Raw genomic sequence first — 24664 nt, 5'->3', positions numbered from 1 at the left:
CTATTTATTGAATTTACAAATATTTTTATTAAAACTTTTTATATGCCTAAAATTAATCTTAGTGGTAAACAGCCATAATAATGAACACTAAACTTGTTGAATCACTGTTGCAAGTAATTTTATCTCTCTCTGATGAAGAGCGATCGCTTTTGAAAGAAAAACTATTTTTAGATGATTCAGAAACTTCAACTGATGAACTACTGCTACTTGCACAGACTAGAGGAGCCTTTAACTTTCTTGAAAATGAACCAGATATATACTCACTTGACAACGGAGAACCTATCTAAATGTCTCTCCAAAAAGTGATAGTGATATAGTAACCTTGGTTCCGTTTACAGACTTGAGTAAAAAAAGCTACACCCTGATTTAGTTTTATCGATAGATACAATAGGCAATGATGGTTAGAAAGTAACTAAGCTATCACTGTTGACGATGAAGATAATTTTATCTTTTCTAAAGATGATAATCAACCACCATTCCTAGAAAAAAGGCCATAACCTAAATAATTCAATTTGACGCGAATTATTTTTTCGGTCGGTAACTGTTCATAACTATAACTAAACTTCTCAATTAATAGTAATAGGTTTCTTATTTAGTTTGCCTTCAGCTGTGTATATAGCAGGGTAAGCGCGTCTTAATTTGCGTGTGAAAAATGGTACTGTAATAGGATAGGGTAGTGAGCAATAACTCTATAATGTGAGACTAATACCCATATATAAAGGCTTTGTAAGTACTACTCCTAAAATTAAACTTAATTATAGATACTCAAAACCATGACAAACTGGCAAGAACGCATTACTCAAAACCCGAATGTATGTCACGGTAAACCGTGCATCAAAGGAACACGCATCATGGTATCTGTCATCCTTGATAACCTCGCCGAGGGACTAACATTTGAGGAAATTGTTCAAGAGTATCCACCATTGATTTTAGAAGATATTAGAGCAGCTATTGCTTATGCAGCACAATTAACCAGAGAAGAGGAATTGTTGCCACTGCGATGAATAGAATGAAAGTGAAACTCGACGAGAACATGGCACAATCACACGTCGAGTTTTTGCAACAAGCTGGTTACAATGCTGACCGTGTGACTGATGAAGGATTGTCTGGTGCGGATGATGACACTGTTTGGCAGCAAGTTTGTGTTGAGGAACGGTTTTTCATCACCCTTGATTTAGACTTCTCTGATGTTCGTCGCTTTCCACCGGGCACTCATCCTGGTATTCTACTATTGCGATCGCGTAACCGTAGCCGTCAAACAGTGCTAGAAATTTTGTCTCGTGTTGTACAGGAGCAACCTTTAGAAACTTTGAAAGGTTGTCTTGTAGTGGCAGACGAAATACAGACGCGAATCCGGCGTTCACAGTGATAGCATTGATGCACAAAAATACAAAGTTAATATACTCCTCTGCGTTCCTTTAAGCTTTCCTCTGTGTCCCTCTGCGTTAAAAAATAACTTTCAAAATTAAATACTTAGACAATACCAAAACAAGTTATAACTAGAAAAAACGAGATAATTTTATAACTCTTGCAAGAAGAATCAATAATACCAAAAGAAATAATTTTTAATCCCTATTATACCCAACAGAACGGAGCAGCATATTTAGGTGATAGCCTGAAACTGATTAAATTCATTGATGATAATAGTATTAATTTAATTCTTACCTCACCGCCATTTGCTCTGACACGAAAAAAAGAATACGGTAATGAAACTGCTGAAAAATATATTGAGTGGTTTCTACCTTTCGCTTATGAATTTAAAAGAGTACTGGCAGATAATGGCTCATTCATACTAGATTTAGGTGGCGCTTACCTACCTGGTAATCCTGTACGGAGTATCTACCAATACGAACTTTTAGTTAGGTTATGCAAGCAAGTAGGTTTTTTTCTAGCTCAAGAATTCTATCACTATAATCCGGCTCGACTGCCAACCCCGGCTGAATGGGTGACAATCAGGCGGGTTCGTGTGAAAGATTCAGTAAATACAGTCTGGTGGTTGTCTAAAACACCAAATCCTAAAGCAGATAACAGAAAAGTTTTAAAGCCTTATAGCCAAAGTATGAAACAATTACTCAAAAATGGTTATAAAGCAAAAATACGTCCAAGTGGACATGATATTTCTGATAAATTCCAAAAGGATAACCAAGGTGCAATTCCGCCAAATTTGTTAGAAATTGCTAATACTGAATCTAATAGCGCTTATTTACGACGCTGCAAAACCGCAGAATTAAAACCCCATCCAGCTCGTTTTCCTCAAGGGTTCGCTGAGTTCTTCATCAAATTCCTAACTGATGAAGGCGATTTAGTATTAGATCCATTTGCAGGTTCTAATACAACTGGTTTTGTTGCTCAGAATCTCCAACGCCGATGGATATCTTTTGAAATTAAGGAGGATTATGTAATGGGAAGTCGTTATCGTTTTAGTGAAGATTCAGATTACTTGAAGATTGAAAAATGAGGAGTGAGCAGTTCAAATTTATAACTTATAAATAATAACTAATCACTCAAATTTCTCCATTCACTTGCATTTGATGAACCTGATCCGCTAGCTCTTGACGACCTTGGTCATCTAGTTTATCAATTGCCAACATACCCATAAGAATAACTTCTTTCAGGGTCAAACGAGTCGAATGTGCCTGTTTCTGCACAATCTCTTTAATAATGGGACTGACACCAATCGCTGTACTAGCTCTAGCCACGGAATAAAAGGAAAACACTAATGATTCAGCCTAAATCTTAGCATTTCCAATGAAATTATTTTCTATAGTTAAAAGTTAATTTAAATGTGTTTTAACTCATACTTCCAAGAATAAACATAAATTTCAAATTATGTATATCCAGAACTACAACAGAAGTATACAGTATTATCCTACTTGTAGAGAATTTAGATTAGAGCCTCAATCATGGCATCAAACCTAAAAAGCAACTTTTAGATCAAAATAAATCTAATTTTTGTCATCTAATATTACAAGTGTAGTGTTTGACAACCCTATAGATAATGCCAGATTTACACCAAATAAATTTGACTGTTTAGCTTTTATGAGCGAGTTCTCGAACTTTCAGTGTGACTAATTTAATCGTTGCTCCTTGAGGACACAGCATCGTATGATATCAACATCCCCAAGCTCTCACCCGATCTATCAAACTCTCATACGATCGCCACAAGGTACTAAAATGGTTAATTACCATTACTAGCAACATCAAAAACCAAAATCTGTGTCTTGAGACCATCAACAATCAATCATCCAGTAATTACTGAGGCTATACTCTGCAATATTTGTAACAAGTAATTCCTAGTAAGTAGTCGGCTTGTGAAAATATTGCTTTCAGTAAAAGTATTCTCACAAATAAAACTTGTATCCTACCCAGAAAAACCCACTTTAAAGAGATCGTGAATTGTCAAATATAATCTCGTGAATACTCTTTACAGAACTATACAGTGTAAATAAGAATAATAACTTAACCTAAGTAAAATTTTCCTGAATACAGGCAACTAAGGCTGTCATAGGTAAAAGCAGTGAGTAGAGGAGAGACAAAGCGATGAGGGACCCTTATCTGTTGGCAGCATGTTTGTTAACAGGATTGGCAATACCAGCATCGGCTCTTCCACATTTGTCGATTGTTCTGCCAGAAAGTTCTAGATTCCTGTGGGATTTAAAACAGGGTTCTCAAACAATAGTCAGTACAAAAATTATCAATAGCGTTGATCTTTCCTTACCAGAACTCAGTGGCCAAACACTGCAACCTTTAGAAAGTTCCCAGTCAGCACCAGATGAGTCAAACATCGCCACAGTTGATTCCTTATTACCAGAACTTACTAGCCAGGGATTACCAGTCCCGACAGAGTCATCACTTAACTCCAGTGCCCAAGCAGCTAGTCTCTCACTCACATCTGGCAATCAACTTTACTACCAAAGATTGGCGGCTCTGAAAACAGGTCAGATTTATACACGCAGCGATAATGATAATTTGCAATCATTGTGGGAGTCGATCAAGAAACGTCAACTAACTTATGACGACTGGAAAAGTTTACTAGCTTTAGAAGCCAGAGCGATCGCTCAAGGTCAAGGGGCAAATCATCTGAGTATCTTAGTTGGTGATTCTTTGAGTATGTGGTTTCCTAAAGAAAAACTGCCTGCTGGGAAGTTATGGCTGAATCAAGGTATATCTGGAGATACTTCCACGGGGGTTTTAAGAAGATTGGGAGCATTTTCGGAAACCCGGCCAGATGTGATTTACATTATGGCTGGGATTAACGACTTGCGAAAAGGCGCCAGTGATGAAACAATTTTGCGTAACTATCGCCGGATTGTCCGTCGCTTACGGCAGACTCACCCACAAGCTCAAGTCATTGTCCAATCAATTTTACCGACTCGCCTACCAAAAATTTCCAATAGCCGGATTCGTCATATTAATGCCCAACTAGCCCAGATTGCCAAACAAGAAGGCGCTAATTATCTCAATATCTATAGCTGGTTTACAGACATGGAAGGCAATTTACGCCCAGAGTTGACTACAGATGGCTTGCACCTGTCTCAAGACGGCTATGATGTATGGCGAACGGCATTACAGCAGATAGAATACAAGCTTACTCAGCGCAAAAATTGAGCGATGGCGCATCACCTATTTTCAATCGCAGTATATACCCAGTAATTTGCAGGGACGGGGAATCAACTCTCTCCTCTAAAGTTGCAACTCTGTAAAAATAGGGTAAATATCTGGTATTTACCCGTGATTAAATTTAATCTGGACTTATTTATACAAGACTTTGGTTACTCACAAGGCATAGCTATGATGTGAGGGGTTTGGTTGAACAATTTAAGCTCTATGAGTAAATGCACTCAACCGAAGTGATTTAAAACTTGATTCAACTTACCGCTGCGATAACCTTCTAAATCCAAGGTTACGTAAATAAATCCAAAATCTTGAAATGCGGAAACTAATGTTTGTAAATCTATAGTCAATACAAACTCTTTAATTTGTTCTGGTGCTAATTCAATACGTGCTGTATCACCTTCTGAGCGCACGCGCAAATTCTGCCAACCTAGCTTTCTTAACAAAATTTCGGCTCTACCGACTCGTTGCAACTTAGTTACAGTAATTTCTTCACCGTAAGGAAAACGAGAACTCAGACAAGGTTGAGCGGGTTTATCCCACCAAGGTAAACTCAGTTGTTGTGAAAGTTGGCGAACTTCAGCTTTAGTGACACCCACTTCTGCTAAAGGCGATCGCGCACCTCTTTCTTTAGCCGCTTGAATTCCTGGGCGATAATCATGCAAATCATCGGCATTTACCCCATCTACTACATAGGGATAACCTAACTGTAAAGCCAAAGGTTTGAGAGTGTCGTGCAATTCACTTTTGCAAAAATAACAGCGGTTGACAGGGTTAGAAGTGTAATTGGGATTTTCCATCTCGTGAGTTTGAACGATTTGATGAGGAATCCCAATAGTTGCGGCTTGAATTTTGGCATCTTCCAACTCTTCTGGCAACAGCGAAGGAGAAACAGCAGTCACAGCCAAAGCGCGATCGCCTAAGACATCATAAGCAATTTTGGCAACCAAAGTGCTGTCAACGCCTCCAGAGTAGGCAATCAACGTCTGCTCCATCTCTTGAAATAAAGCTCTTAATTGCTCAAATTTTTCTGTCAGTATCATTTTCCAATCCTGCCAAAACCCTATAGCACCCAACAAATTCTATTGTATGTTGGGCATTGGGCATTGGGCATGGCACATGGGTATTGGTTATTAATCGAGAAAGGCAGAGGACAGAAGACAGTATGAGACATCAAAAAATTAAATTATCTATTTTTCAGACCGAAGACCATAATTGTATTCTTCCTCCTCTGCCTCCTCTGCTCAAGAACAACTTGCCAAAGCGATTGATTATTTTTTATTTGGAAGTCCCTATTCTTTGTGCCTTCTCCCCTCTACCTCCTGCCTTTTAGTCGCCATCAATCAAGTTTGGCGCTTTGGTATACTTACCTACCAGACGGGCTAAAAGAGGTAAATCAATCGGTTTAGAAATATAGTCATTTACTCCGGCAGCTAAACAGGTTTCGCGATCGCCTTTCATTGCCATTGCTGTTTGAACAATCACTGGAATACTCTGATATTGGGGATTTTCTCGCAGCTGCTGCACCAAATTCAGACCATTTCCATCTGGTAGGTAAACATCCATTAAAATTACCCCTGGCTCTAGCTGTTTTAGAGCTTCCCACATATTTGCAGCATTTTTTACCCAAGTCACCTGATATCCCAATTTACATAGATAAATTTGCATCAAATCGCCGTTGGGTAAGTCATTTTCTACCAACAAGATGTCTAGAGATGAACTAGAGCTTAGAGATTGAGAAAATAAAGAAGATGTTACTTCCTCTACTCCCCCTACTTCCCCTGCTCCTTCTACTCCCCCTACTTCCTTCCGGGGAAGCACCAACGTAAAACGGGAGCCGCGATCTATCTCAGATTCCACTTTCACCAAACCACCGTGAATTTCAGCAAGTTTGCGAGTCACTGCTAAACCCAAACCGGTGCCTTCCACACCAGCTACAGCATTGGCAATTTGGAAATAGGGATCAAACAGTTGAGCTTGGTCTTCTTGGGAAATGCCAGCACCAGTATCCCAAACTGTAAAATGTACAAATAAACCTTCACAAGCAACCTCTAAGCCAACACTTCCTTTGCTGGTGAATTTTAGAGCATTGAAGAGTAAATTCAACAGCATTTGCTTGAGTCGTAAGGGGTCGGCTACTAAACTTGTGATCTTAGGATCGAGTTCTAGAACTAATTTCAAACCCTTATGAGCGGCTTTTTCCTTCACCAGTGCCAAAACATTGCTACACAGCACTGGTAGATCTATTGTTTCCCACTGTACTTCCAGCTGGTTAGCCTCAATTTTAGAGAGATCCAAAATATCATTAATTAAAGCTAGCAAATGCTTGCCGCTAGACTGAATGATATTTAAATACTCTTGCTGACGTTCTTTACTTGGCTCGTAGCCTTGGGCTAAGAGCAGGTGAGTAAACCCAATAATTGAACTAAGGGGTGTGCGAATTTCGTGACTGGTATTTGCCAGAAACTGATTTTTGAGTTGATTAGTGCGCTCCAGTTCTTGATTAGAGCTACTTAACTCTTGATACCGTTGTTGCCAAGATAGTGTATGCCTTAGTTGTATCAAAGCTGTAGTACACTGCTTTGCAGACCTTGCCAATAATTGCGATCGCAGTTGAATTTGCGATTTGATCGGTGGCTCAGAATCAGACCTTAAGGGTGATGTGGCAATAATTAGCCAGCCGATGACGCTACCAGAATCATCAACTAACCGCCAAGCAGTCGGCGTTTGTTGATTTTCAAGCTGCTGCAAATCTTTGAGTTGTATGGTCTGCTGCAATTTCAACGGTAGTTTTTTTCCTCCTGTCAGTGTCACATCTAACAGTGGAGGTTGTGAGTCTGAAAATGGCGAACGAGAAACATAGCAAACTGTAGCAAATGTTTGATGTGGTTCAAGAAGAGCGATACCCACTGCAAATTGCATGAACATCATGTTACTGATGTCCACAGCACTGTTAATCTCATTGACCACGGTTTGGAACATTTCTGCTTCTGCGGCTCCAGTCTGTGAGAGAGTGTTGCAAGCAGAAAGGAGACAGTCATTAAGCCGACTTTGCAACTGGTTTGAGCTTCTCTCCAGCCACAACTTAGCGCGAAGTTGCTGAATTGTTGTCAAAAGTTTTGGCGTTGCATCTATCTGTGAGTTTTGTTCTGGTAAGCTTGAATACTGCTGCATTGTCAACTAGACCGCTGAACAAGTTGAGCTTCGCATAAAAATCCGAACAAGATTCTATGTATATTGGCGGACAATCCTTTTTTATTTATAAACCATAACTTATGGTGTCGGTTTTAGCACCTAAACCAAGAAAATTATTGTTATGAAGGACTGACCTGAAATTTTTTCCCAGCAACTTCAGACTTATGGACATACAATTCGCTCAATTAATTGTCAATGGAATTGCCGTCGGGAGCATTATTGCTCTAGCCGCAGTTGGACTCACACTAACCTATGGAATTTTACGGTTATCTAACTTTGCTCATGGTGATTTTCTGACCTTAGGAGCCTATCTCACCTGGCAGATAAACACGATTGGCGTCAATATTTGGCTCTCAATGCTCCTGGCAACAGCAGGAACAGTAGCAGCAATGCTCTTGTCAGAAAAGTTACTTTGGTCAAGAATGCGGTCTATCCGTGCTACTTCCACTACACTGATTATTATTTCTATTGGACTTGCCTTATTTCTTCGCAACGGCATTATTTTTATCTGGGGTGGTAAGAACCAAAATTACGATTTACCTGTTACCCCGGCTCTAAATATTTCGGGCTTAAAGGTGCCGCAAAATCAATTGTTGGTTTTTTTCTTGGCAGTGTTGGCAATTTTGGCAGTACACTACCTCCTGCAAAACACCAAAATTGGCAAAGCGATGCGAGCAGTTGCTGACGATCTCGACTTAGCCAGAGTTTCTGGTATCAATGTTGATAGAGTAATCCTCTGGACTTGGCTAATTGCTGGTACTCTCACATCCTTGGGTGGCAGTATGTACGGTTTGATTACAGCCGTGCGGCCGAATATGGGATGGTTTTTAATTTTACCCTTATTTGCTTCAGTGATACTTGGTGGGATTGGCAACCCTTATGGTGCGATCGCCGGAGCGTTTATCATTGGCATTGCCCAGGAAGTCAGCATTCCGACACTCAATCAAGTTCTATCTTTTGTTCACCAACTTGCTTTGGATTTTGGCATCACTCACGCAAATCAACCTGTAGTACTTGGTCTTGATTACAAACAAGGTGTAGCCCTGTTAATTATGATTTTGGTGCTACTCATTCGTCCCAAAGGTATATTCAAAGGCACGATGTAAGTAGCACCATTCCACTTCTTACTATTCAATAATGTGGAAGTAATATGCTGCTACCAAGAAATTGATAGCTAGCAAAAACAGTGCCCAGCCTGTGCGATAGGCGTAGGGAGGTTTAGCTCCACTGTCAGCAACTGCGGAAGTCTTAGCTTTAGCTGTCATAATGCGGTTCTCCTAATGTCAGGACTTTTTAAGAAATACCAAATTATGTGTACCAATCCCCCAAATTCTTTAGAAATATTTGAAGTTGGGAATTGGGAATGGGGAATTGGGCATTGGGGATGGGGGAAATGGAGAGATAAGGGAGACAAGGAAATAAACAAAACTCCTAACTCAGCACTCAGCACTCAAGACTCCCCCGCATGGTAGGAACTGCGAACAAGAGGCGCAGAACGGACGTGGGTGAATCCCATCTCCCATGCTAAGGAACCTAGTTGAGCGAATTCCTCTGGAGTCCAATATTTTTGGACTGGCAGATGTTCTAAAGAAGGACGCATGTACTGGCCGATAGTCAAGCGATCGCACCCTACAGTCCTTAAATCGGCCATTGCTTCGACAACTTCATCCCTGGTTTCTCCGTGTCCCAGCATTAAACCTGATTTGGTGGGAATTGTCGGATCGATTTCTTTAACTATAGCTAACACCAAAAGCGAGCGATCGTACTTGGCTCCCCGACGCACTGGCCCGGTTAGCCGTCGTACTGTCTCAATATTGTGGTTAAAACAAGCTGGTTTGGCTTGGATAATCATATCTATCCGTTGACGTTGACCGGCTTCCCCAGCACCAGCACCACCCCAAAAATCTGGAGTTAGCACTTCAATTTGAGTTTCTGGGTTTAATTGGCGGATAGTGGCGATCGTTTTCACAAAATGCCCTGCACCTTGATCGGGCAAATCATCCCGGGCTACAGAAGTCAACACCACATAACGTAATCCTAACAACTGCACCGCCTCCGCTACCTTTTGTGGTTCCTCTAAATCAATCGGCATTGGTGTATGACCTTTATCTACTTGACAAAAAGCACAAGACCGAGTGCAAGTAGGCCCCATGAGTAAGAAAGTTGCAGTTTTTTGGGCGTAGCACTCTCCCCGATTGGGACAGCGACCTTCTTCGCAAATCGTGTGAATTTGCCGCTGCTTAATAATGCGTTGTACGGTAGAGATTTCGCTGGCTTTACCAATAGGGCGACGTAGCCAGCTAGGCATTGCCATAATTTCAGACTTGAGTTCGGCTTCTTGTGACGAAATCATCTAAAAATCTCCGGGAGTGTCGAAACGGCGTATCTTTGCAAGATGCGGATGTACAGCGACGCGGAAAAAGAACTCTTCCTTCGTGTTCCCTATTCCTTATGGCTTAAATCGAGGCTAAAGCTTTAAATATCACAATGACACAAATTTAAAACAACACAACCAAAAGTTTTGCAAAACACCTCTAGCAACGTCATTTATACGGAAATATACTATCCCCCAATTGATAGATATTTTGTATATAGTGGGAGAATTCTCAAGGTCAATCGGCAAAGCCGCTATTTACACTTAAAGTTTCTGTTAGAGCGAACAGTCGTGGTAAGCAACAAAATTTTAGTTATCGATGACACTACAGTTGTCAGGGTAAAAGTACGAGAAATGCTGCCTCCGGGCAATTTTGACGTACTGGAAGCAAAAGACGGTTTGGAAGGACTAAATTTCATCCTTCAGGAAAAACTCAGCCTGATTATGCTGGATTTCCTGTTGCCTAAAATGAGTGGCTGGGAAGTTTTCCAGCAAGTTCAAGCCCACCCGGAGTTAAGGAAAATTCCTTTGGTGATCATGTCTGGTCGCAAAGAAGAGGTGACTGAAAAAATCCCAGAACCCTTTGAATATTTTGAATTTCTGGGCAAGCCTTTTGATCAAAAGCAACTAATTAGCGCAATTAAGTTAGCTATGACAAAAGCCAAACAGCCACGCCCAGAACTAGTTGCAGTTGGAGCAGCAACTGCTCCCAAAAATGCGACTGTAACAACCTCTGGTCTTACAAGTGGTACGACATCAACCATACCAACCTCTACTGCGCCAAATAGTACAGTAACAACTCCAACTGCCGCAAATACTGCGATGCCTACGGCAGCAAGCAACGCAACCCCTACTTCCCCAGGAGCTTCCAGCGCAGAAATTGAGGCATTAAACGAGAAAATTGGCAAAATGCAAGCAGAAATCGATGGCTTGAAGAAACAGCTAACTCAGGTTGTCACCTTTATTAAACAAAAAATCAAATAGTATTGGCGATTGTGATTATCCTCTGTACCTTCAATTATGAATTACGTTACCGCAGGGTAAATTCTTCTCTTTGAGTTGCAACGCTTTTGGCATCCCAACTTAAAGAGACGCTATGCGTAGCTTGCTTCTCCGGAGGAGTACGCTTAGATCGAGTCATCGATAGCGTAGCGTTAGCGAGTATTCGAGCGTCGCGTCATTACGAATTAATAATTACGGATTACTTGGTCAGAGTGAGAGGATATTAATTATTAACCTCAGTTACTAGTCTATAAAAGCATCTATAGACCTATTAAACCTGCCGGAGTTTCATCTTTATCTAAGGAGAACGGCAGGGTTTTTTATTATTTATCAATAAAGGCAGAGACAGGATGGAGAAAGAAGAAAAAATACTGTTTTAAAACCCACCAAATTTTTAATTACTTGACTCTGAATCGCCTTATGAATAAAGCTTTTTGCCCTCTGACCTCTTCAAAATATGGACAAAACTTACATGAAAAATTGATAGCTAATAAATATCTGAAAAAGCATAACTTCAAACTATTAAGTGGATAAAAATGCTAGACATATAGTTATTAATCTTAGCTTATTATTTAATAACTAACATTTAGATCATCAGAAAATTCTAGATAAAAGATCTACTAAAAAATTATATTTAAAAATACAAATTAAACCAAAAATTTTACTATTGTCTGATAACTGGCATCTAAACAGGGGAATACTAAGCCAGAGAAACAAAAATTATGAGTATAAGCTGCAATGTCAGTATTATTAGATACAGTATATGCGTTTCCTGGCTATCGCATCACTGAGCAAATTTACTCAGGCAGTAAAACCTTAGTTTATCGGGGTATTAGAGAACAAGACCAAAAATCAATCGTTTTGAAATTGATGCGAAATGAATATCCTACATTCGCGGAAATTGCCCAGTTTCGCAATCAATATATTATTACTAAAAACCTCGACCTTCCTAGTATAGTCAAACCCTATGGCTTAGAAAACTACCGTAACAGCTACATCCTAGTGATGGAAGATTTTGGCGGTATTTCCCTCCAACAATGGCGACTGGAAGAGAAGGAGAAGAAAGAAAAGACAATTTCTCTAAATGATTTTTTTGATATTGCTATTAAAATTGTTCCTATCCTTGAAGCACTGCATCGGAATCGCATTATTCACAAAGATATTAAACCTGCCAATATCTTAATTAATCCAACCACAGGTGAGATAAAACTCATCGACTTTAGTATTGCCACTCTCCTACCAAGAGAAATTCAATTTATCACTAATCCTAATGTTTTAGAAGGCACCCTAGCTTATATTTCCCCGGAACAAACGGGAAGGATGAACCGAGGTATTGACTACCGCACTGATTTTTATTCTCTTGGTGTTACCTTCTTTGAACTTCTCACCGGACAGTTACCCTTCACCACGAAAGATCCGATGGAGTTAGTTTACTCCCATATTGCCAAACAACCGCTAAACGCTAGCCGAGTTAACTCTAATATTCCGCCAATTTTGTCTGATATTATCAGCAAACTGATGGCAAAAAACGCTGAAGACCGATATCAAAGTGTCTCGGGCTTAAAGCATGACTTAGAAGTGTGTCAAAGGCAGTGGCAAGAAACAAAAAATATTGTACCTTTTAAATTAGGCGATCGCGACATATCAGACCGTTTCATAATCCCGGAAAAACTCTATGGTCGCCAAAGTGAAGTTCAAACCTTACTTGCTGCTTTTGAGCGAGTTGCTAACCCCCCAAATTCTCACGCCAGATCCTACTCTCCAGGAACGCTAAAAGCCGACAAGTTGGCAGACAAGGGGAGATTTACTGGGGTAGAAATGATATTAGTCGCGGGTTTCTCTGGTATTGGCAAAACTGCTGTGGTCAATGAAGTACACAAACCGATTGTAAAACAACGTAGTTACTTCATAAAAGGAAAATTTGACCAGTTTCAACGTGACATTCCTTTCTCAGGATTAGTCCAAGCTTTTCGAGACTTAATTGGTCAAATTCTGTCAGAAAATGATGCCCAAGTTGAACAATGGAAAGCCAAAATTCTCTGGGGATTAGGTACACAAATTCAAGTAATCATTGATGTAATTCCTGAACTAGAACAGATTACTGGTAAGCAGCCTCTAGTTACAGAACTCTCTGGTAGTGCCGCTCAAAATCGTTTCAACTTATTGTTTCAGAAATTTATCCAAATCTTTACTACCAAAGAACATCCACTAGTTATCTTTATCGATGATTTACAATGGGCAGATACGGCTTCTTTAAAACTAATTCAGTTATTAATGTGTGAAAGCACCTTGTCTTATCTTTCAGAAGATCCAAAAGAAATAGATGAAACTCCGAGAGGATTATTATTAATTGGTTCATATCGAGATAATGAAGTTTCAAAAGCACATCCGCTTTCTTTGACACTACAAGAAATTGAAAAAGCAGGAGCAAGAATTAGTACAATTACATTAGCACCTTTAAATCAGGGTGATTTAAATCATTTAATTGCTGATACCCTTCATTGTCCAGAATTAGTAGCTGTTCCTCTCACTCAGATGGTGTTTGCCAAAACTAAGGGTAACCCTTTCTTCTCCATTCAATTTCTTAAATCTTTATCTGATGAAGGGCTAATTGTATTAAATTTTGATGTTGGTTATTGGCAGTATGATATTTCAAAAATTAAAGAATTAGCTCTTACAGATGACGTAGTAGAATTTATTGCACATCAAATAGAGAAGTTGCCAATAAATACTCAAAAAGTATTAAAACTTGGTGCCTGTATTGGTAATCAATTTGACTTAAAAAATCTGGCGATCGTACATGAAAAATCTGTAGTAGACACAGCATCAGATTTATGGCAAGCATTGCTTGATGGACTAATTTTACCACAAAATGAAATTTGCAATATTTCTCCCAAAGATAACAACCATCAAGAATTAATTATTCATGGAAGAGAATCTACACAAAGTGCAAGTTTTAATTTACAGCTAACTAAATATAAATTTGTACACGATCGGGTACAACAAGCAGCTTATTCTTTAATCCCTGAAGAACAAAAAAAGCCAATTCATTTAAAAATTGGACTACTGTTGTTGAGTAACATTCCAGTTCCAGAACAGGAGCAAAGGATTTTTGAGCTTGTCAATCAGTTTAATATCGCAGTGGAATTCATCTCCCATCAAGCGAAGCGAGATGAACTAGCCCAGATGAATTTAATTGCAGGACGTAAAGCTTTAGCATCAACAGCTTATCCAGCTGCGGTTAAGTATTTAACTACTGGCATTCAACTACTAGCAGATGATAGCTGGGAGACAAAACACGATCTGACCCTGGCTTTATATGAAACTGCAACAGAGGCAGCATATTTAGCAGGCAAATTTGAACAGATGGAGCAATTAGCAGAGGTAGTATTGCTACGTAAACCAATATTGGAAAAAGTAAAAGTTTATGAAGTCAAAATTCAAGCCTATGGAGCGCAGAACCAAGCACTGGAGGCCGTAAATACTACACTCATCTTTTTAAAACTTTTGGGAGTGGAGTTTCCTGAACATCCAAATCAGTCTGATATTCAGTTAGCAATGGCAGAATTAACATCAAATCTGAATGAGGGGCATATTGAGGACTTAATTAATCTGCCAGAGATGAGAGAAGCCTCGCATATGGCAACTATGCGTATTCTATCAACTGGAGCATCTGTTGCTTATGCAGTCGCCCCCGAACTGTTTTTGCTGATTACTCTGAAACTAATTAATTTATCCCTGAAACATGGTAATACTCCTTTATCTGCCTATGCCTATGTTAATTACGGGTTAATACTCTGTGGAGTAGTAGGAGATATTGAGTCTGGTTATCAATTTGGCAAACTGGCTGTAAGTTTGGTGGATAAGCTTAATGCCAAAGAAGTTAAAGCTAAGATTCTACTGATATTTTACACAGGTATTTGGCATTGGAAGCAACATACTAAGGAAACATTAAAACCTTTATTGGAGGGTTACTATATTGGACTAGAAACAGGAGATTTAGAATTTGCTGCTTATTGTCTTAACGCTTATTGCTATTCTGCATATTTCATTGGTAGAGAACTAACAGGACTAGAAAGGGAGATGGCAACTTACAGCAATGCAATCAAACAAATGCAGCAAGAAACAGTATTTAACTGGAGTAATATTTATCGACAAAGTGCCTTGAATTTACTGGGTTCTGTACCGCATCCCTGTAGTTTAATTGGTGAAGTTTACAATGAAAATAAAATGCTGGTGCTTCATTTAGAAGCTAATGATGGAACAGGCATTTTCTATTTATATGTTAGAAAGCTACATCTGTGTTTCCTATTTGAAGAGTTTTATCAAGCAATTGAAAATAGTAACTTAGCAGAAAAGTATTTATATGGTGGAACAGCACAGTTAGTTACTCCTCTTTTTTACTTTTATGATTCACTAGCACGACTAGCTGTATACCCTGATGTATCTCATCTTGAGCAAAAGTCTATTCTGGATAAAGTGCAAACAAATCAGGAAAAAATGAAGGATTGGGCAGATCGTGCCCCAATGAATTATTTACATAAATATTATCTTGTAGAGGCTGAACGATATCGAATTGGTTGTCAATATATCGAAGCAATAGAATTGTACGATCGTGCTATTTCTCTGGCGAAAGAAAATGAATACATTCATGAAGAAGCCCTCGCTCAAGAACTTACTGCCAAATTCTATCTAGAATGGGGCAAACATAATATTGCCCAAACCTACCTAACAGATGCTTACTATAGTTATGTTACCTGGGGAGCAGTAGCCAAAATTGACGATTTGGCAAAACGCTATCCCCAATTACTCGCTCCTATATTCCTGCAAGAAAAACTAAAACTGAATATCTATTCCAGCCAGCAAACCACTTCTGTCAATAATGTATCTCTATCTACTTTCAGTAATCAACAAACTCTGATTGGCTCAAAAACAAGTATTTCTGATTCTCTTGATTTAGCTGCATTTATTAAAGCATCTCAAGCACTTTCTGGAGAAATTGAGCTTGAGCGACTGCTTTCTACTTTAATGGAAGTTTTGATAGAGAATGCAGGAGCTTCTAAATGTGCTTTAATTTTAGGTGATAATGATACCTTACCATTAACTGTCATGGCAGTTTGTTCAAGTTCAAATTTTGAATACACCTACACAGAGTTTCCATCAATTTCTCTAGAATTAAGCTACGATGTTCCTATTGCTTTGATTAACTATGTTAAACGTACTAAAGAGATTTTTGTTACGGATGATGCAATGTCTGTTGCCTTTTTAGCAGTTGATAGCTATATTATTTGTGAGGAACCCAAAAGTTTATTCTCTATACCTATCATTAATCAAGGCAAATTTATTGGTATTCTTTATCTAGAAAATAATTTAACTACAGGAGCATTTACACGCGATCGCGTAGAAATTTTGAAACTCTTGACCACCCAAGCTGCAATATCTCTAGAGAATGCCATCCTCTACAAAAATTTGGCAGAAGCTAAGGAAGACTTGGAGAAATACAACCATAATCTAGAGCAAAAAGTCAAAGAAAGAACACAGGAACTAAATGATAAAAATGAACGATTACAACAAGCTATACAGGAATTGAAACGTACTCAAAGTCAATTAATTCAAAGTGAAAAAATGTCTTCTTTGGGGCAAATGGTAGCAGGAATTGCCCATGAAATTAATAATCCGATAAACTTTATTCATGGGAATATTGCTCATGCTAGTGAATATGTACAAGATGTGCTGGATTTAATAGCTGTTTATCAGCAAGAATATCCTGATTCTTCACCTCTGATTGAGAAAAAATTGGAGGAGATAGACATAGATTTTATAGTAAAAGATTTGCCAAAAACTTTAGATTCAATGAAAGTTGGCAGCTCACGTATCCGCAATATTGTTTTGGGATTACGCAACTTTTCGCGTCTGGATGAATCTGATATGAAGCCTGTAGATATTCATGAAGGAATAGACAACACTTTAATGATTTTGCAGCATCGACTCAAAAGAACATCCATAGACACAAAACAGGTGAGAGATAGAAATTTTCGGGAAATTAAAATCATCAAAGAATACGGAAATATACCAGAAGTTACTTGTTACGCAGGTCAACTTAATCAGGTATTTATGAATGTATTAAATAATGCTATCGATGCTCTAGAAGAGTCATTTGTAAATGATAAAGAGATAAATAGCAGTCGAGGTTTACAAACATCAGAAATTCTAGAGAAAATAAAAAATGAGCAAGGAGAAATTCGCATATTTACTCAAATAACAGATTCTAATATGGTGATGATTCGGATTGCTGATAATGGTTCTGGTATGACAGAAAATGTGCGGCATAAAATTTTTGATCCATTTTTTACCACCAAGTTGGTAGGAAGTGGTACGGGCTTAGGGTTATCAATTAGCTATCAGATTATCGTGGAGAAACACAAGGGTAGTTTAACTTGTAATTCCACACTAGGAGAAGGGACTGAATTTCTGATTGAGATACCGATGCAACAGGGTTAACAATTAAAAATTAAAAACTTTAGTGTTCTAAAATACTGATGTACTTGTCGTATTCTCTAGAGATTCTTGACGCAGATACCGCCCTCTAAATACCATCTTGATTCCACTAGAAGGGGCAAGGGTAAAACCTCGACGTTGAGGGCGTTCAATCTGCCGATCAACTAGTCCCAGTTCATAATGTGACAAGACAGTTGCTAATACTAACTTCATTTGAAATATAGCCAAAGCCTCGCCAATACAACGACGGACACCGCCACCAAAGGGCAAATATTCATAGGGTGAAAATTGGCTCTCAATAAAGCGTTCTGGTTTAAATTCCTTGGGATCGGGATATAAATCCTCTCGCTGATGAGTGAGATAAACACTGGGAAGCAGTACTGTCCCCCTCTGCAAAGGATGTCCTAGTAGTTCTAAGGGTTCTTGCACTACTCTAGGAAAACAGAACATTATCGGGGGGTGAATTCGCAAAATTTCGTTACATATAGCTGTGAGATATGGGAGTCGATAAATACTCATTGGGTCTGGGAAATCACCAAGATTATCCAATTCTGCAACTAGCTTTTCACGGACTAGCGGCTTTTGGTGAATCCAATATAATCCCCAAGCCGTAGCAATTGCTGTAGTTTCATATCCGGCAAGCATTAGGGCTATTAACTGATCGCGCAACTCTTTATTTGTCATCATTTGACCAGTTTCATCCGTTGCCGACATCAGCATAGATAAGATATCAATGCGTTCTGGATCGGGTTTTTGTCTGCGTTCGGCAATTTCAGCATAGAGCAACTCATCAATTTGCTGGCGATCGCGCAGGAATTTTCCCCAAGGACTCCAAGCTCCTAAATCCTTTTGCAAAAATGAGAAAAAGAATAAACTAGAAGTAAAAGGTGATTGAAAAAGATTCAACATCTGGGCTAATAAATGCTTAAGTTTTTGAAGTTTTTCTCCCTCATTCAAGCCCAAAACAATTTTTAAAATAACTTCTAGAGATATGTCCTGTGTTAATTTACGAGCCAAGAACGGCTGATTTAATGATAACTTGCTAAAAACTTTTGTACACAGGCTACACATCAGTTGACCATAGGCTCGCATTCGTTCTCCATGAAAAGCAGGCATTACGAGTTGTCGCTGTTGTTTGTGACGATTACCCTCTAGCAAAAAAATTGAATATTCTCCTACTAAGGGTTCGACAATTCTATTCGTATCACCAATAGCTACAAACTTTTTTCTATCGTTGGTTAAAATTTCCTGAATTGCCTGGGGATGGTTCACGAATACCACAGTATCCCCAAAACCAATTATTCTAGCAGTGAACATATCAGGATATTGCTGAGCCCCTTTTTCCATAAATCTAACAGGGTCAGCAACCCATTGAAGCTTTTGGATAAAAGGGGGAGCTTTGAGAATATTTGGTAGTTGAATTGGGTTTTCCATCTGGAAATTATGCTCAAAAATTGAGTATGAAAATTTACTTATCTAAAACTTGTAAATTAACTTCAAAAATAATTCTGAACCTTGTGCGACTGGCGTTTTGATTTTGTTTTGTTAATAATTAACTACCTATAGTTTCTCTGTAGTCTCATAGCGCCCAGTAAGAGAATACCAATTGAGATTGCCACTAATCCAGGAGTGTATTATTGATATATATTTTTCCAGTTCCACATCTAGTTCTTCTCCAAAAGAGGGAATAGATGCTTCTAAATCTATCAAAGTTTTGACCTTTTTATTATGCATATTTGCAGCAAGATTAATTGCTTTATTCAAAGGTATTTTTTCTAGATAATGTAGTACTAATACTAAATTATGAACATCACCACTTTCCATTTCTCTAGATGCTGAAAAAACATCATTACACCAGGCAAGTATATCAATTGTTAGCAGTTCTAATTTTTTCACAATTTCATGATTTCGTAAAATATCAGAGAGCATAAACTGATTACAAAATTCACTTACTGTCAGAAAAAGATATCCGCCTACACTGAATCTTCTACACCTCATATAAGTGTCAATATTAGGTACAATTTCTTGGGCACGAATAGCTGCTTCCTCCACACATCCGTGGCAGTATTGTTCAAAGCAATGGAGAAAGTGATTGAACCATTTTTCAGTCGCTCTTTGGCGTGTTCTTTGTCGCAAATCAGCTAAGGCATGATTGATGGGCATATCCTCATTTGTTGGTTCTGAACCTTTTAATATTTCTATAAATCTTTGCTGAAAAACTTTGAGTGCTTCCGGTTGTTTTTTGAATTCAGACATATCGCATTGATCGTCCCAAATAAATACCCAACTAAGCCAGTCATTTCCAATCTTAAGTTCTTCCAAATTACAGGTTGGATATGCACTTGCAGCTAACAAGAAAAATTTTGACTTTGAGAAACGCCCACAAGCATCTTTATTTGGTTGTAGCTTGAAGCGAAGCACCCATTCAAGAGCATGTTCTTCTAAAATATCAACATGCTTATTAATTTGGGATGTAAATGGACAATATAAACCAGAAGGAAGTAATTGTTGCATAAAACTCGATTCATTTATATCGATTAAAAAGCAATAAAAACAATAGGCTTTTTTAGAGCCGATGAAACATATTTTGAAAAATTGACCTTAACACTAACTTTTGTAGAGTATGCAAATCATACTTATGCAACGTTATTGATGCGTAAAGGTATATGAATATTTCCAAACTTACTTGGTTATTGTTCAATGTTTTTTAAAAAAAAATAACCGTAATTATCTGTAATTATATTTTTTTTATAAAAATAATTACATTTGTATCTGCTAATGATAAATACAGTTGACGAACTAAAAAAGTTAATTTAAAGGATGAAAAATATTGTTGTACCCTATTTATTTAAAAAGACAAGGGTAATAATGACTATTTTCAGGGCGATCGCCTTAATAAAAAAGTGTATTAAACTCTGGTAAAGCAAAGATTTGGTGGTTAATGTTGCTCCTGTAGCGATCGCCCCTAAAAAACTGTGAGCAATTTAGTTTGAGAATGTTGCTGTCATCAGAGTTTTTGGGAACTATAGGATTGTCAGACAGTAAATTTGTCAATTAGTCCGCCAACAAAATAGAAATGACTTAGCTGCGATCGCAGAGCAAACAATGAATAAATAACAAGGAGTCAAATTAATTTAAATACATGAATCACAAACCAAATCTCAAAATATCCAATGTACCAGAAAATAGTTTCATTTTAGTGGTAGATGATACTAACACTAATCTAGAAATCGTCTTTCAAATCTTAACTAATGCAGGTTTTGAAGTAGCTACAGAAGTTAATGGAGAAAGGGCACTTAAACTGGTTGAATCTAGACTGCCTGATTTGATTTTATTAGATGTAATGATGCCGAAAATAGATGGGTTTGAAACCTGCAAAAAATTGAAAGAAAATGTAGAAACTTCCGATATTCCAGTAATTTTTATGACAGCTAACTCAGATACAGATAGTAAATTAAAAGGTCTAAATATCGGTGCAGTTGACTACATCACAAAACCCTTTAATGAAGAAGAACTATTAGCTAGAATTAAAACCCATCTTCAATTAAGAAATCTGACTAAAACTTTAGAAAAACGAGTTGCAGAGAGAACAGGAGCGTTGTCTAGGGCGCTAAAAGAGCTACAAGAATCTCAACTCCAACTTGTACAGACAGAAAAAATGTCTGCCCTCGGTCAATTGGTTGCAGGAGTTGCTCATGAAATTAACAACCCAGTTGGTTTTATTCATGGTAATCTTGGACACGCTTCAGTATATTTCCAAAGCATGATTAATCTCATTAATCTTTATCAGCAGCATTATCCTAATCCAGTTCCCGAAATTGAAGAAGAAATTACAGCGATAGATTTGCAGTATATACTTTCCGATGTACCTAACTTAATTGCTTCTATGAAAGAAGGCGTTCAACGCATTCGTGACATTAGTACCAGTCTGCGAAACTTTTCCAGAACAGATAGCGATCGCAAAATTTTTTGCAACATTCATGATGGCATTGATAGTACAATCATGATCCTAAAACACCGCTTAAAAGCATCAGAATTTCGTCCAAATATTGAGATTATCAAAAACTATAATAATTTGCCAGAAATAGAATGCTTCAGCGGACAACTAAATCAGGTATTTATGAATTTATTAGCTAATGCTATTGATGCTTTAGAAGAATCTAATTTAGGGCGTAGCTACCTTGAAATTGTAGAAAATCCTAATAAAATTTTTATTGAGACTAACCTCAATAAAAATTATGTATCGATTCGGATTAAAGATAATGGGGTGGGAATGTCGGCAGATGTCCAGGAAAAAATCTTTGACCATTTATTCACTACCAAGCCTATTGGTCAAGGCACGGGATTAGGATTATCTATTGCTCGTCAAATTGTTGTGGATAAACATGGAGGAACTCTGGAGGTAAATTCAGCACCAGAAAAAGGTTCAGAATTTATCATTAACCTTCCCATTTAAAAAATATAAAATCTTCCTAAGATTGGGAAAGTATAACCCTGTAACTAGATAATTGTCTATATAGATAAATTTATGTTCAAAGCAGTAGTAGCTCATAGTAACGATCCAGATTCCCTATCAGCAGTTGAGGAAATTATTCAACAATGCCTTAATTCTCTTGCGGGAGATATCCCACAAGCTGGAATTATTTTTGCTGCAATTGACTTTGAGCATTCGCTCATTTTGCAGAAAATTCATCAAGCTTTTGAGGGAATTGAGTTGATTGGTGGAACAACAGATGGAGAAATCTCTTCAGTGCTAGAGTTTCAGCAAGACTCAATTGCTTTGATGTTATTTTGCTCAGACGAAGTTGAAATTCATGCAGGAGTTGGACGCAAAATTTCAGCCGATCCAATTACTGCAACCAAACAAGCTGTAGAGCAAGCTAAAGCTAAAGCAAAAACTACAGGAACCCCAAGGCTATGCTTAACTCATCCAGAGAGCCTTACAACAAGTGGTGTATTGATATTAAATGGCTTAAAATTAGCTCTTGGGCAAGATGTACCGATATTTGGTGGTTTAGCAGCCGATCAATCAAGATATCAAAATACATACCAATTTTTTCAAACAGAAGTTTTAAGCGATTCTGTACCAATTCTACTTTTTTCCGGCAAAGTATTGTTTTCTTATGGTGTTGCAAGTGGTTGGCATCCTATCGGTCAAAAAAGCAAAGTTACCAAGGTAGATAAGAACATCCTCTATGAAATAGATAGTAAACCAGCTTTAGATTTTTATCATCATTATCTAGATTCGCTTCCTCCTTCAATGGAATATCCCCTAGCAGTATTTGATGGAGATACAGACAATTTTTATATCAGAGCGCCCATTGCTTACAACTCAGAATCTGGTAGTATAACCTTTTTTGCTGATATTCCTAATCAAGCACTTATTCAAATTTCCGAAGCAGGTTATGATGATATTCTCGCAGCTTCTAAATCATCATTTATGAATGCCTTAAATAATTATCCAGGTACTGAAGCAAGTGCTGTTTTGTTTTTTTCATGTGTAGCTCGTCGCCAAATACTTGGTACGAGGGCACATGAAGAATATGAGAATACAAAACTTTGTTTTAAAAAATCTTTACCCGCTTGTGGATTTTATTCTAATGGAGAAATTTCTCCTATAGATCTAATTAGTCAAACTAAATTTCACAACGAAACTTTTGTGACTTTAATTTTGGGAATTCGGTAAAAGTTGATGAAAAGTTTAGATTGTGAAAAAGAACTTAAGGAACTCAAAAAATCTCATAGAATAATCCAAAAACAATTGGAGCGCTCTGAGGCAGACCGGATAAAATTAGAAGAGACAAATCAAAAAAAAGAATCTTTGCTTAAGAAAGTAATTGATGAATTGAAAGAATATCAAAGTAAATTAGAGGAAAGAAGCCATGAACTAGAAACGATGCTTTTTAATCTTCAAATAATGCAGAATAAAATGTCCACCTTAGGAAGTCTAGTAGCTGATGTAGCTCACGAAATTAACAACCCAGTTGGGTTTATAGCAGGAAATATAACTCCGGCTCAAGAGTATATTCAAAATTTATTAGATCTTCTCAGTCTTTATCAGCAAAGTTATCCTAAAGCATCTCAGGAAATTGAAGAAAAAATTGAATTGATTGATTTGGAGTATGTGCGCGAGGATTTACCTAAACTTATTTGTTCAATGAAAGAAGGGACAGATCGCATTTGCAATATCAGTAATAGCTTGCGAACTTTCTCCAGAGCAGATACAGAACACAAAGTTTTGTTTAACCTTCATGAAGGTATTAACAGTACTCTTGTTATTCTCAAGCATCGGTTGAAAGCAAATAAGATTCGTCCTGCTATTCAAGTAATTCAGGATTATGGTGAATTACCCATATTAGAATGCTTCCCAGGACAATTGAATCAGGTATTTATGAATATATTGGCAAATGCCATTGATGCTTTAGAAGAGTCTAATTTTGGCTTGAGTTTTGATGCAATTAAAGCAAATCCTAATCACATTCTAATTCATACTGCCTTAACTGAAGATAATAATCACGTCTTAATTCGGATTAAAGATAATGGGATAGGGATATCGGCTGAAGTAAAACAAAAAATATTTGATCATTTATTTACAACCAAAGCAGTGGGAAAAGGTACCGGATTAGGGTTGTCAATTGCTTATCAAATAATTGTGCAAAAACATAGGGGAACTTTAGAAGTAAATTCTATATTAGGACAAGGTTCAGAATTTATCATCACTATTCCAATTTATTAAAACATCAAAAATAAATTAAAGATCAAATAAAAAATTTGAACCCCATAGATACCTAACTTATTTAAGAGGATGTTTTAAAAGTCCCTAGTAATGTATCAAATACTTTTAGATCCCCCTAAATACCCCGATAAATTGGGGGACTTTGATTCATTTTACCACCTTTTTAAGGGGGGCTAGGGGGGAGCAATAAGTGCCTAAAATCACAGCCAACTACTTTTCAAACAACCTCTGAGAAGTTAGGTATA

General features: G+C 37.8%; 18 protein-coding genes. 11 read left to right on the top strand and 7 right to left on the bottom strand.

The features are described 5' to 3' along the window. The first annotated feature begins 80 nt into the window (after nucleotides 1–80). The 4 genes from ACFG4S_RS24365 to ACFG4S_RS24350 all read left to right on the top strand — a co-directional run bounded on the left by ACFG4S_RS24365 (nucleotide 81) and on the right by ACFG4S_RS24350 (nucleotide 2458). The gene (locus tag ACFG4S_RS24365; protein ID WP_392531519.1) at nucleotides 81–287 is read left to right on the top strand and encodes a hypothetical protein; all 207 of its coding nucleotides are present in this window, start codon (nucleotides 81–83) and stop codon (nucleotides 285–287) included. A 486-nt stretch (nucleotides 288–773) separates the two neighbouring features. Then, on the top strand, nucleotides 774–1004 hold the full coding sequence (locus tag ACFG4S_RS24360) for a DUF433 domain-containing protein (RefSeq protein WP_392531518.1): 231 nt from the start codon (nucleotides 774–776) through the stop codon (nucleotides 1002–1004). Then, nucleotides 1001–1369 carry a DUF5615 family PIN-like protein gene (locus ACFG4S_RS24355; RefSeq protein ID WP_392531517.1) on the top strand — a complete coding sequence of 123 codons (369 nt, stop codon included), beginning with the start codon at nucleotides 1001–1003 and terminating at the stop codon, nucleotides 1367–1369. Before ACFG4S_RS24360 ends, ACFG4S_RS24355 begins: the two co-directional genes overlap by 4 nt. Nucleotides 1370–1528: 159 nt before the next feature. Then, entirely contained in the window at nucleotides 1529–2458 is a 930-nt protein-coding gene (locus tag ACFG4S_RS24350; protein WP_392531516.1) for a DNA-methyltransferase, read from the top strand. Between the two features lie 46 nt (nucleotides 2459–2504). On the opposite strand, the gene ACFG4S_RS24345 is transcribed toward ACFG4S_RS24350, so the two are convergent. After that, complete coding sequence (locus tag ACFG4S_RS24345) at nucleotides 2505–2717, bottom strand: hypothetical protein (RefSeq protein WP_100899890.1); 213 nt, start codon at nucleotides 2715–2717, stop codon at nucleotides 2505–2507. Between the two features lie 823 nt (nucleotides 2718–3540). On the opposite strand from ACFG4S_RS24345, the gene ACFG4S_RS24340 reads away from it, so the two are divergent. After that, nucleotides 3541–4608 (top strand): SGNH/GDSL hydrolase family protein, encoded by a 1068-nt coding sequence (locus ACFG4S_RS24340; RefSeq protein ID WP_392531515.1) that lies wholly within the window; start codon nucleotides 3541–3543, stop codon nucleotides 4606–4608. Nucleotides 4609–4841: 233 nt separating this feature from the next. Here the strand turns inward: ACFG4S_RS24340 and larE are convergent, their stop codons facing one another. Both larE and hrmK read right to left on the bottom strand, forming a co-directional pair. After that, nucleotides 4842–5657: an ATP-dependent sacrificial sulfur transferase LarE gene (gene larE / locus ACFG4S_RS24335; RefSeq protein ID WP_392531514.1), complete on the bottom strand. Its 816-nt coding sequence runs from the start codon at nucleotides 5655–5657 to the stop codon at nucleotides 4842–4844. A gap of 286 nt (nucleotides 5658–5943) precedes the next feature. Next, nucleotides 5944–7788 (bottom strand): hybrid histidine kinase/response regulator HrmK, encoded by a 1845-nt coding sequence (gene hrmK, locus ACFG4S_RS24330; RefSeq protein WP_392531513.1) that lies wholly within the window; start codon nucleotides 7786–7788, stop codon nucleotides 5944–5946. Between the two features lie 185 nt (nucleotides 7789–7973). Between hrmK and ACFG4S_RS24325 the strand changes: the two genes are divergently transcribed. Then, nucleotides 7974–8915, top strand: a complete 942-nt coding sequence (locus ACFG4S_RS24325) for a branched-chain amino acid ABC transporter permease (RefSeq protein ID WP_392531512.1) — start codon at nucleotides 7974–7976, stop codon at nucleotides 8913–8915. Between the two features lie 21 nt (nucleotides 8916–8936). Here the strand turns inward: ACFG4S_RS24325 and ACFG4S_RS24320 are convergent, their stop codons facing one another. Both ACFG4S_RS24320 and lipA read right to left on the bottom strand, forming a co-directional pair. Further along, nucleotides 8937–9074, bottom strand: a complete 138-nt coding sequence (locus tag ACFG4S_RS24320) for a photosystem I protein PsaX (protein WP_392531511.1) — start codon at nucleotides 9072–9074, stop codon at nucleotides 8937–8939. Between the two features lie 185 nt (nucleotides 9075–9259). Next, on the bottom strand, nucleotides 9260–10162 hold the full coding sequence (gene lipA / locus ACFG4S_RS24315) for a lipoyl synthase (RefSeq protein WP_392531510.1): 903 nt from the start codon (nucleotides 10160–10162) through the stop codon (nucleotides 9260–9262). Between the two features lie 312 nt (nucleotides 10163–10474). Between lipA and ACFG4S_RS24310 the strand changes: the two genes are divergently transcribed. Both ACFG4S_RS24310 and ACFG4S_RS24305 read left to right on the top strand, forming a co-directional pair. Continuing rightward, nucleotides 10475–11167 (top strand): response regulator, encoded by a 693-nt coding sequence (locus tag ACFG4S_RS24310; protein ID WP_392531509.1) that lies wholly within the window; start codon nucleotides 10475–10477, stop codon nucleotides 11165–11167. A 756-nt stretch (nucleotides 11168–11923) separates the two neighbouring features. Continuing rightward, nucleotides 11924–17686, top strand: coding sequence for an AAA family ATPase (locus tag ACFG4S_RS24305; protein ID WP_392531508.1), 5763 nt, complete (start codon nucleotides 11924–11926; stop codon nucleotides 17684–17686). A gap of 27 nt (nucleotides 17687–17713) precedes the next feature. Here the strand turns inward: ACFG4S_RS24305 and ACFG4S_RS24300 are convergent, their stop codons facing one another. Next, on the bottom strand, nucleotides 17714–19105 hold the full coding sequence (locus ACFG4S_RS24300; RefSeq protein ID WP_392536068.1) for a cytochrome P450: 1392 nt from the start codon (nucleotides 19103–19105) through the stop codon (nucleotides 17714–17716). A 138-nt stretch (nucleotides 19106–19243) separates the two neighbouring features. Then, nucleotides 19244–20197: a terpene synthase gene (locus ACFG4S_RS24295; RefSeq protein WP_392531507.1), complete on the bottom strand. Its 954-nt coding sequence runs from the start codon at nucleotides 20195–20197 to the stop codon at nucleotides 19244–19246. A 628-nt stretch (nucleotides 20198–20825) separates the two neighbouring features. On the opposite strand from ACFG4S_RS24295, the gene ACFG4S_RS24290 reads away from it, so the two are divergent. The 3 genes from ACFG4S_RS24290 (at nucleotide 20826) to ACFG4S_RS24280 (ending at nucleotide 24419) form a co-directional block, all read left to right on the top strand. Beyond that, complete coding sequence (locus tag ACFG4S_RS24290; RefSeq protein WP_392531506.1) at nucleotides 20826–22139, top strand: response regulator; 1314 nt, start codon at nucleotides 20826–20828, stop codon at nucleotides 22137–22139. A gap of 72 nt (nucleotides 22140–22211) precedes the next feature. Further along, nucleotides 22212–23369, top strand: coding sequence for an FIST signal transduction protein (locus ACFG4S_RS24285; protein ID WP_392531505.1), 1158 nt, complete (start codon nucleotides 22212–22214; stop codon nucleotides 23367–23369). A 6-nt stretch (nucleotides 23370–23375) separates the two neighbouring features. Further along, entirely contained in the window at nucleotides 23376–24419 is a 1044-nt protein-coding gene (locus tag ACFG4S_RS24280; protein WP_392531504.1) for a sensor histidine kinase, read from the top strand. The last annotated feature ends 245 nt before the right edge of the window (nucleotides 24420–24664 follow it).

The sequence above is a fragment of the Nostoc sp. C117 genome (genome assembly GCF_043099735.1).
Classification (GTDB): Bacteria; Cyanobacteriota; Cyanobacteriia; order Cyanobacteriales; family Nostocaceae; genus Nostoc.
This window is presented reverse-complemented; position numbering and strand designations above follow the sequence as displayed.

Bases quoted from the DNA above. Each gene is read 5' to 3' on its own strand.
- ACFG4S_RS24340 (WP_392531515.1), top strand. From the start codon at position 3,541: ATGAGGGACCCTTATCTGTTGGCAGCATGTTTGTTAACAGGATTGGCA.
- ACFG4S_RS24325 (WP_392531512.1), top strand. From the start codon at position 7,974: ATGGACATACAATTCGCTCAATTAATTGTCAATGGAATTGCCGTCGGG.
- larE (WP_392531514.1), bottom strand. From the start codon at position 5,657: ATGATACTGACAGAAAAATTTGAGCAATTAAGAGCTTTATTTCAAGAG.
- ACFG4S_RS24290 (WP_392531506.1), top strand. From the start codon at position 20,826: ATGAATCACAAACCAAATCTCAAAATATCCAATGTACCAGAAAATAGT.
- lipA (WP_392531510.1), bottom strand. From the start codon at position 10,162: ATGATTTCGTCACAAGAAGCCGAACTCAAGTCTGAAATTATGGCAATG.
- hrmK (WP_392531513.1), bottom strand. From the start codon at position 7,788: ATGCAGCAGTATTCAAGCTTACCAGAACAAAACTCACAGATAGATGCA.
- ACFG4S_RS24365 (WP_392531519.1), top strand. From the start codon at position 81: ATGAACACTAAACTTGTTGAATCACTGTTGCAAGTAATTTTATCTCTC.
- ACFG4S_RS24320 (WP_392531511.1), bottom strand. From the start codon at position 9,074: ATGACAGCTAAAGCTAAGACTTCCGCAGTTGCTGACAGTGGAGCTAAA.
- ACFG4S_RS24295 (WP_392531507.1), bottom strand. From the start codon at position 20,197: ATGCAACAATTACTTCCTTCTGGTTTATATTGTCCATTTACATCCCAA.
- ACFG4S_RS24355 (WP_392531517.1), top strand. From the start codon at position 1,001: ATGAATAGAATGAAAGTGAAACTCGACGAGAACATGGCACAATCACAC.
- ACFG4S_RS24280 (WP_392531504.1), top strand. From the start codon at position 23,376: ATGAAAAGTTTAGATTGTGAAAAAGAACTTAAGGAACTCAAAAAATCT.
- ACFG4S_RS24360 (WP_392531518.1), top strand. From the start codon at position 774: ATGACAAACTGGCAAGAACGCATTACTCAAAACCCGAATGTATGTCAC.
- ACFG4S_RS24305 (WP_392531508.1), top strand. From the start codon at position 11,924: ATGTCAGTATTATTAGATACAGTATATGCGTTTCCTGGCTATCGCATC.
- ACFG4S_RS24285 (WP_392531505.1), top strand. From the start codon at position 22,212: ATGTTCAAAGCAGTAGTAGCTCATAGTAACGATCCAGATTCCCTATCA.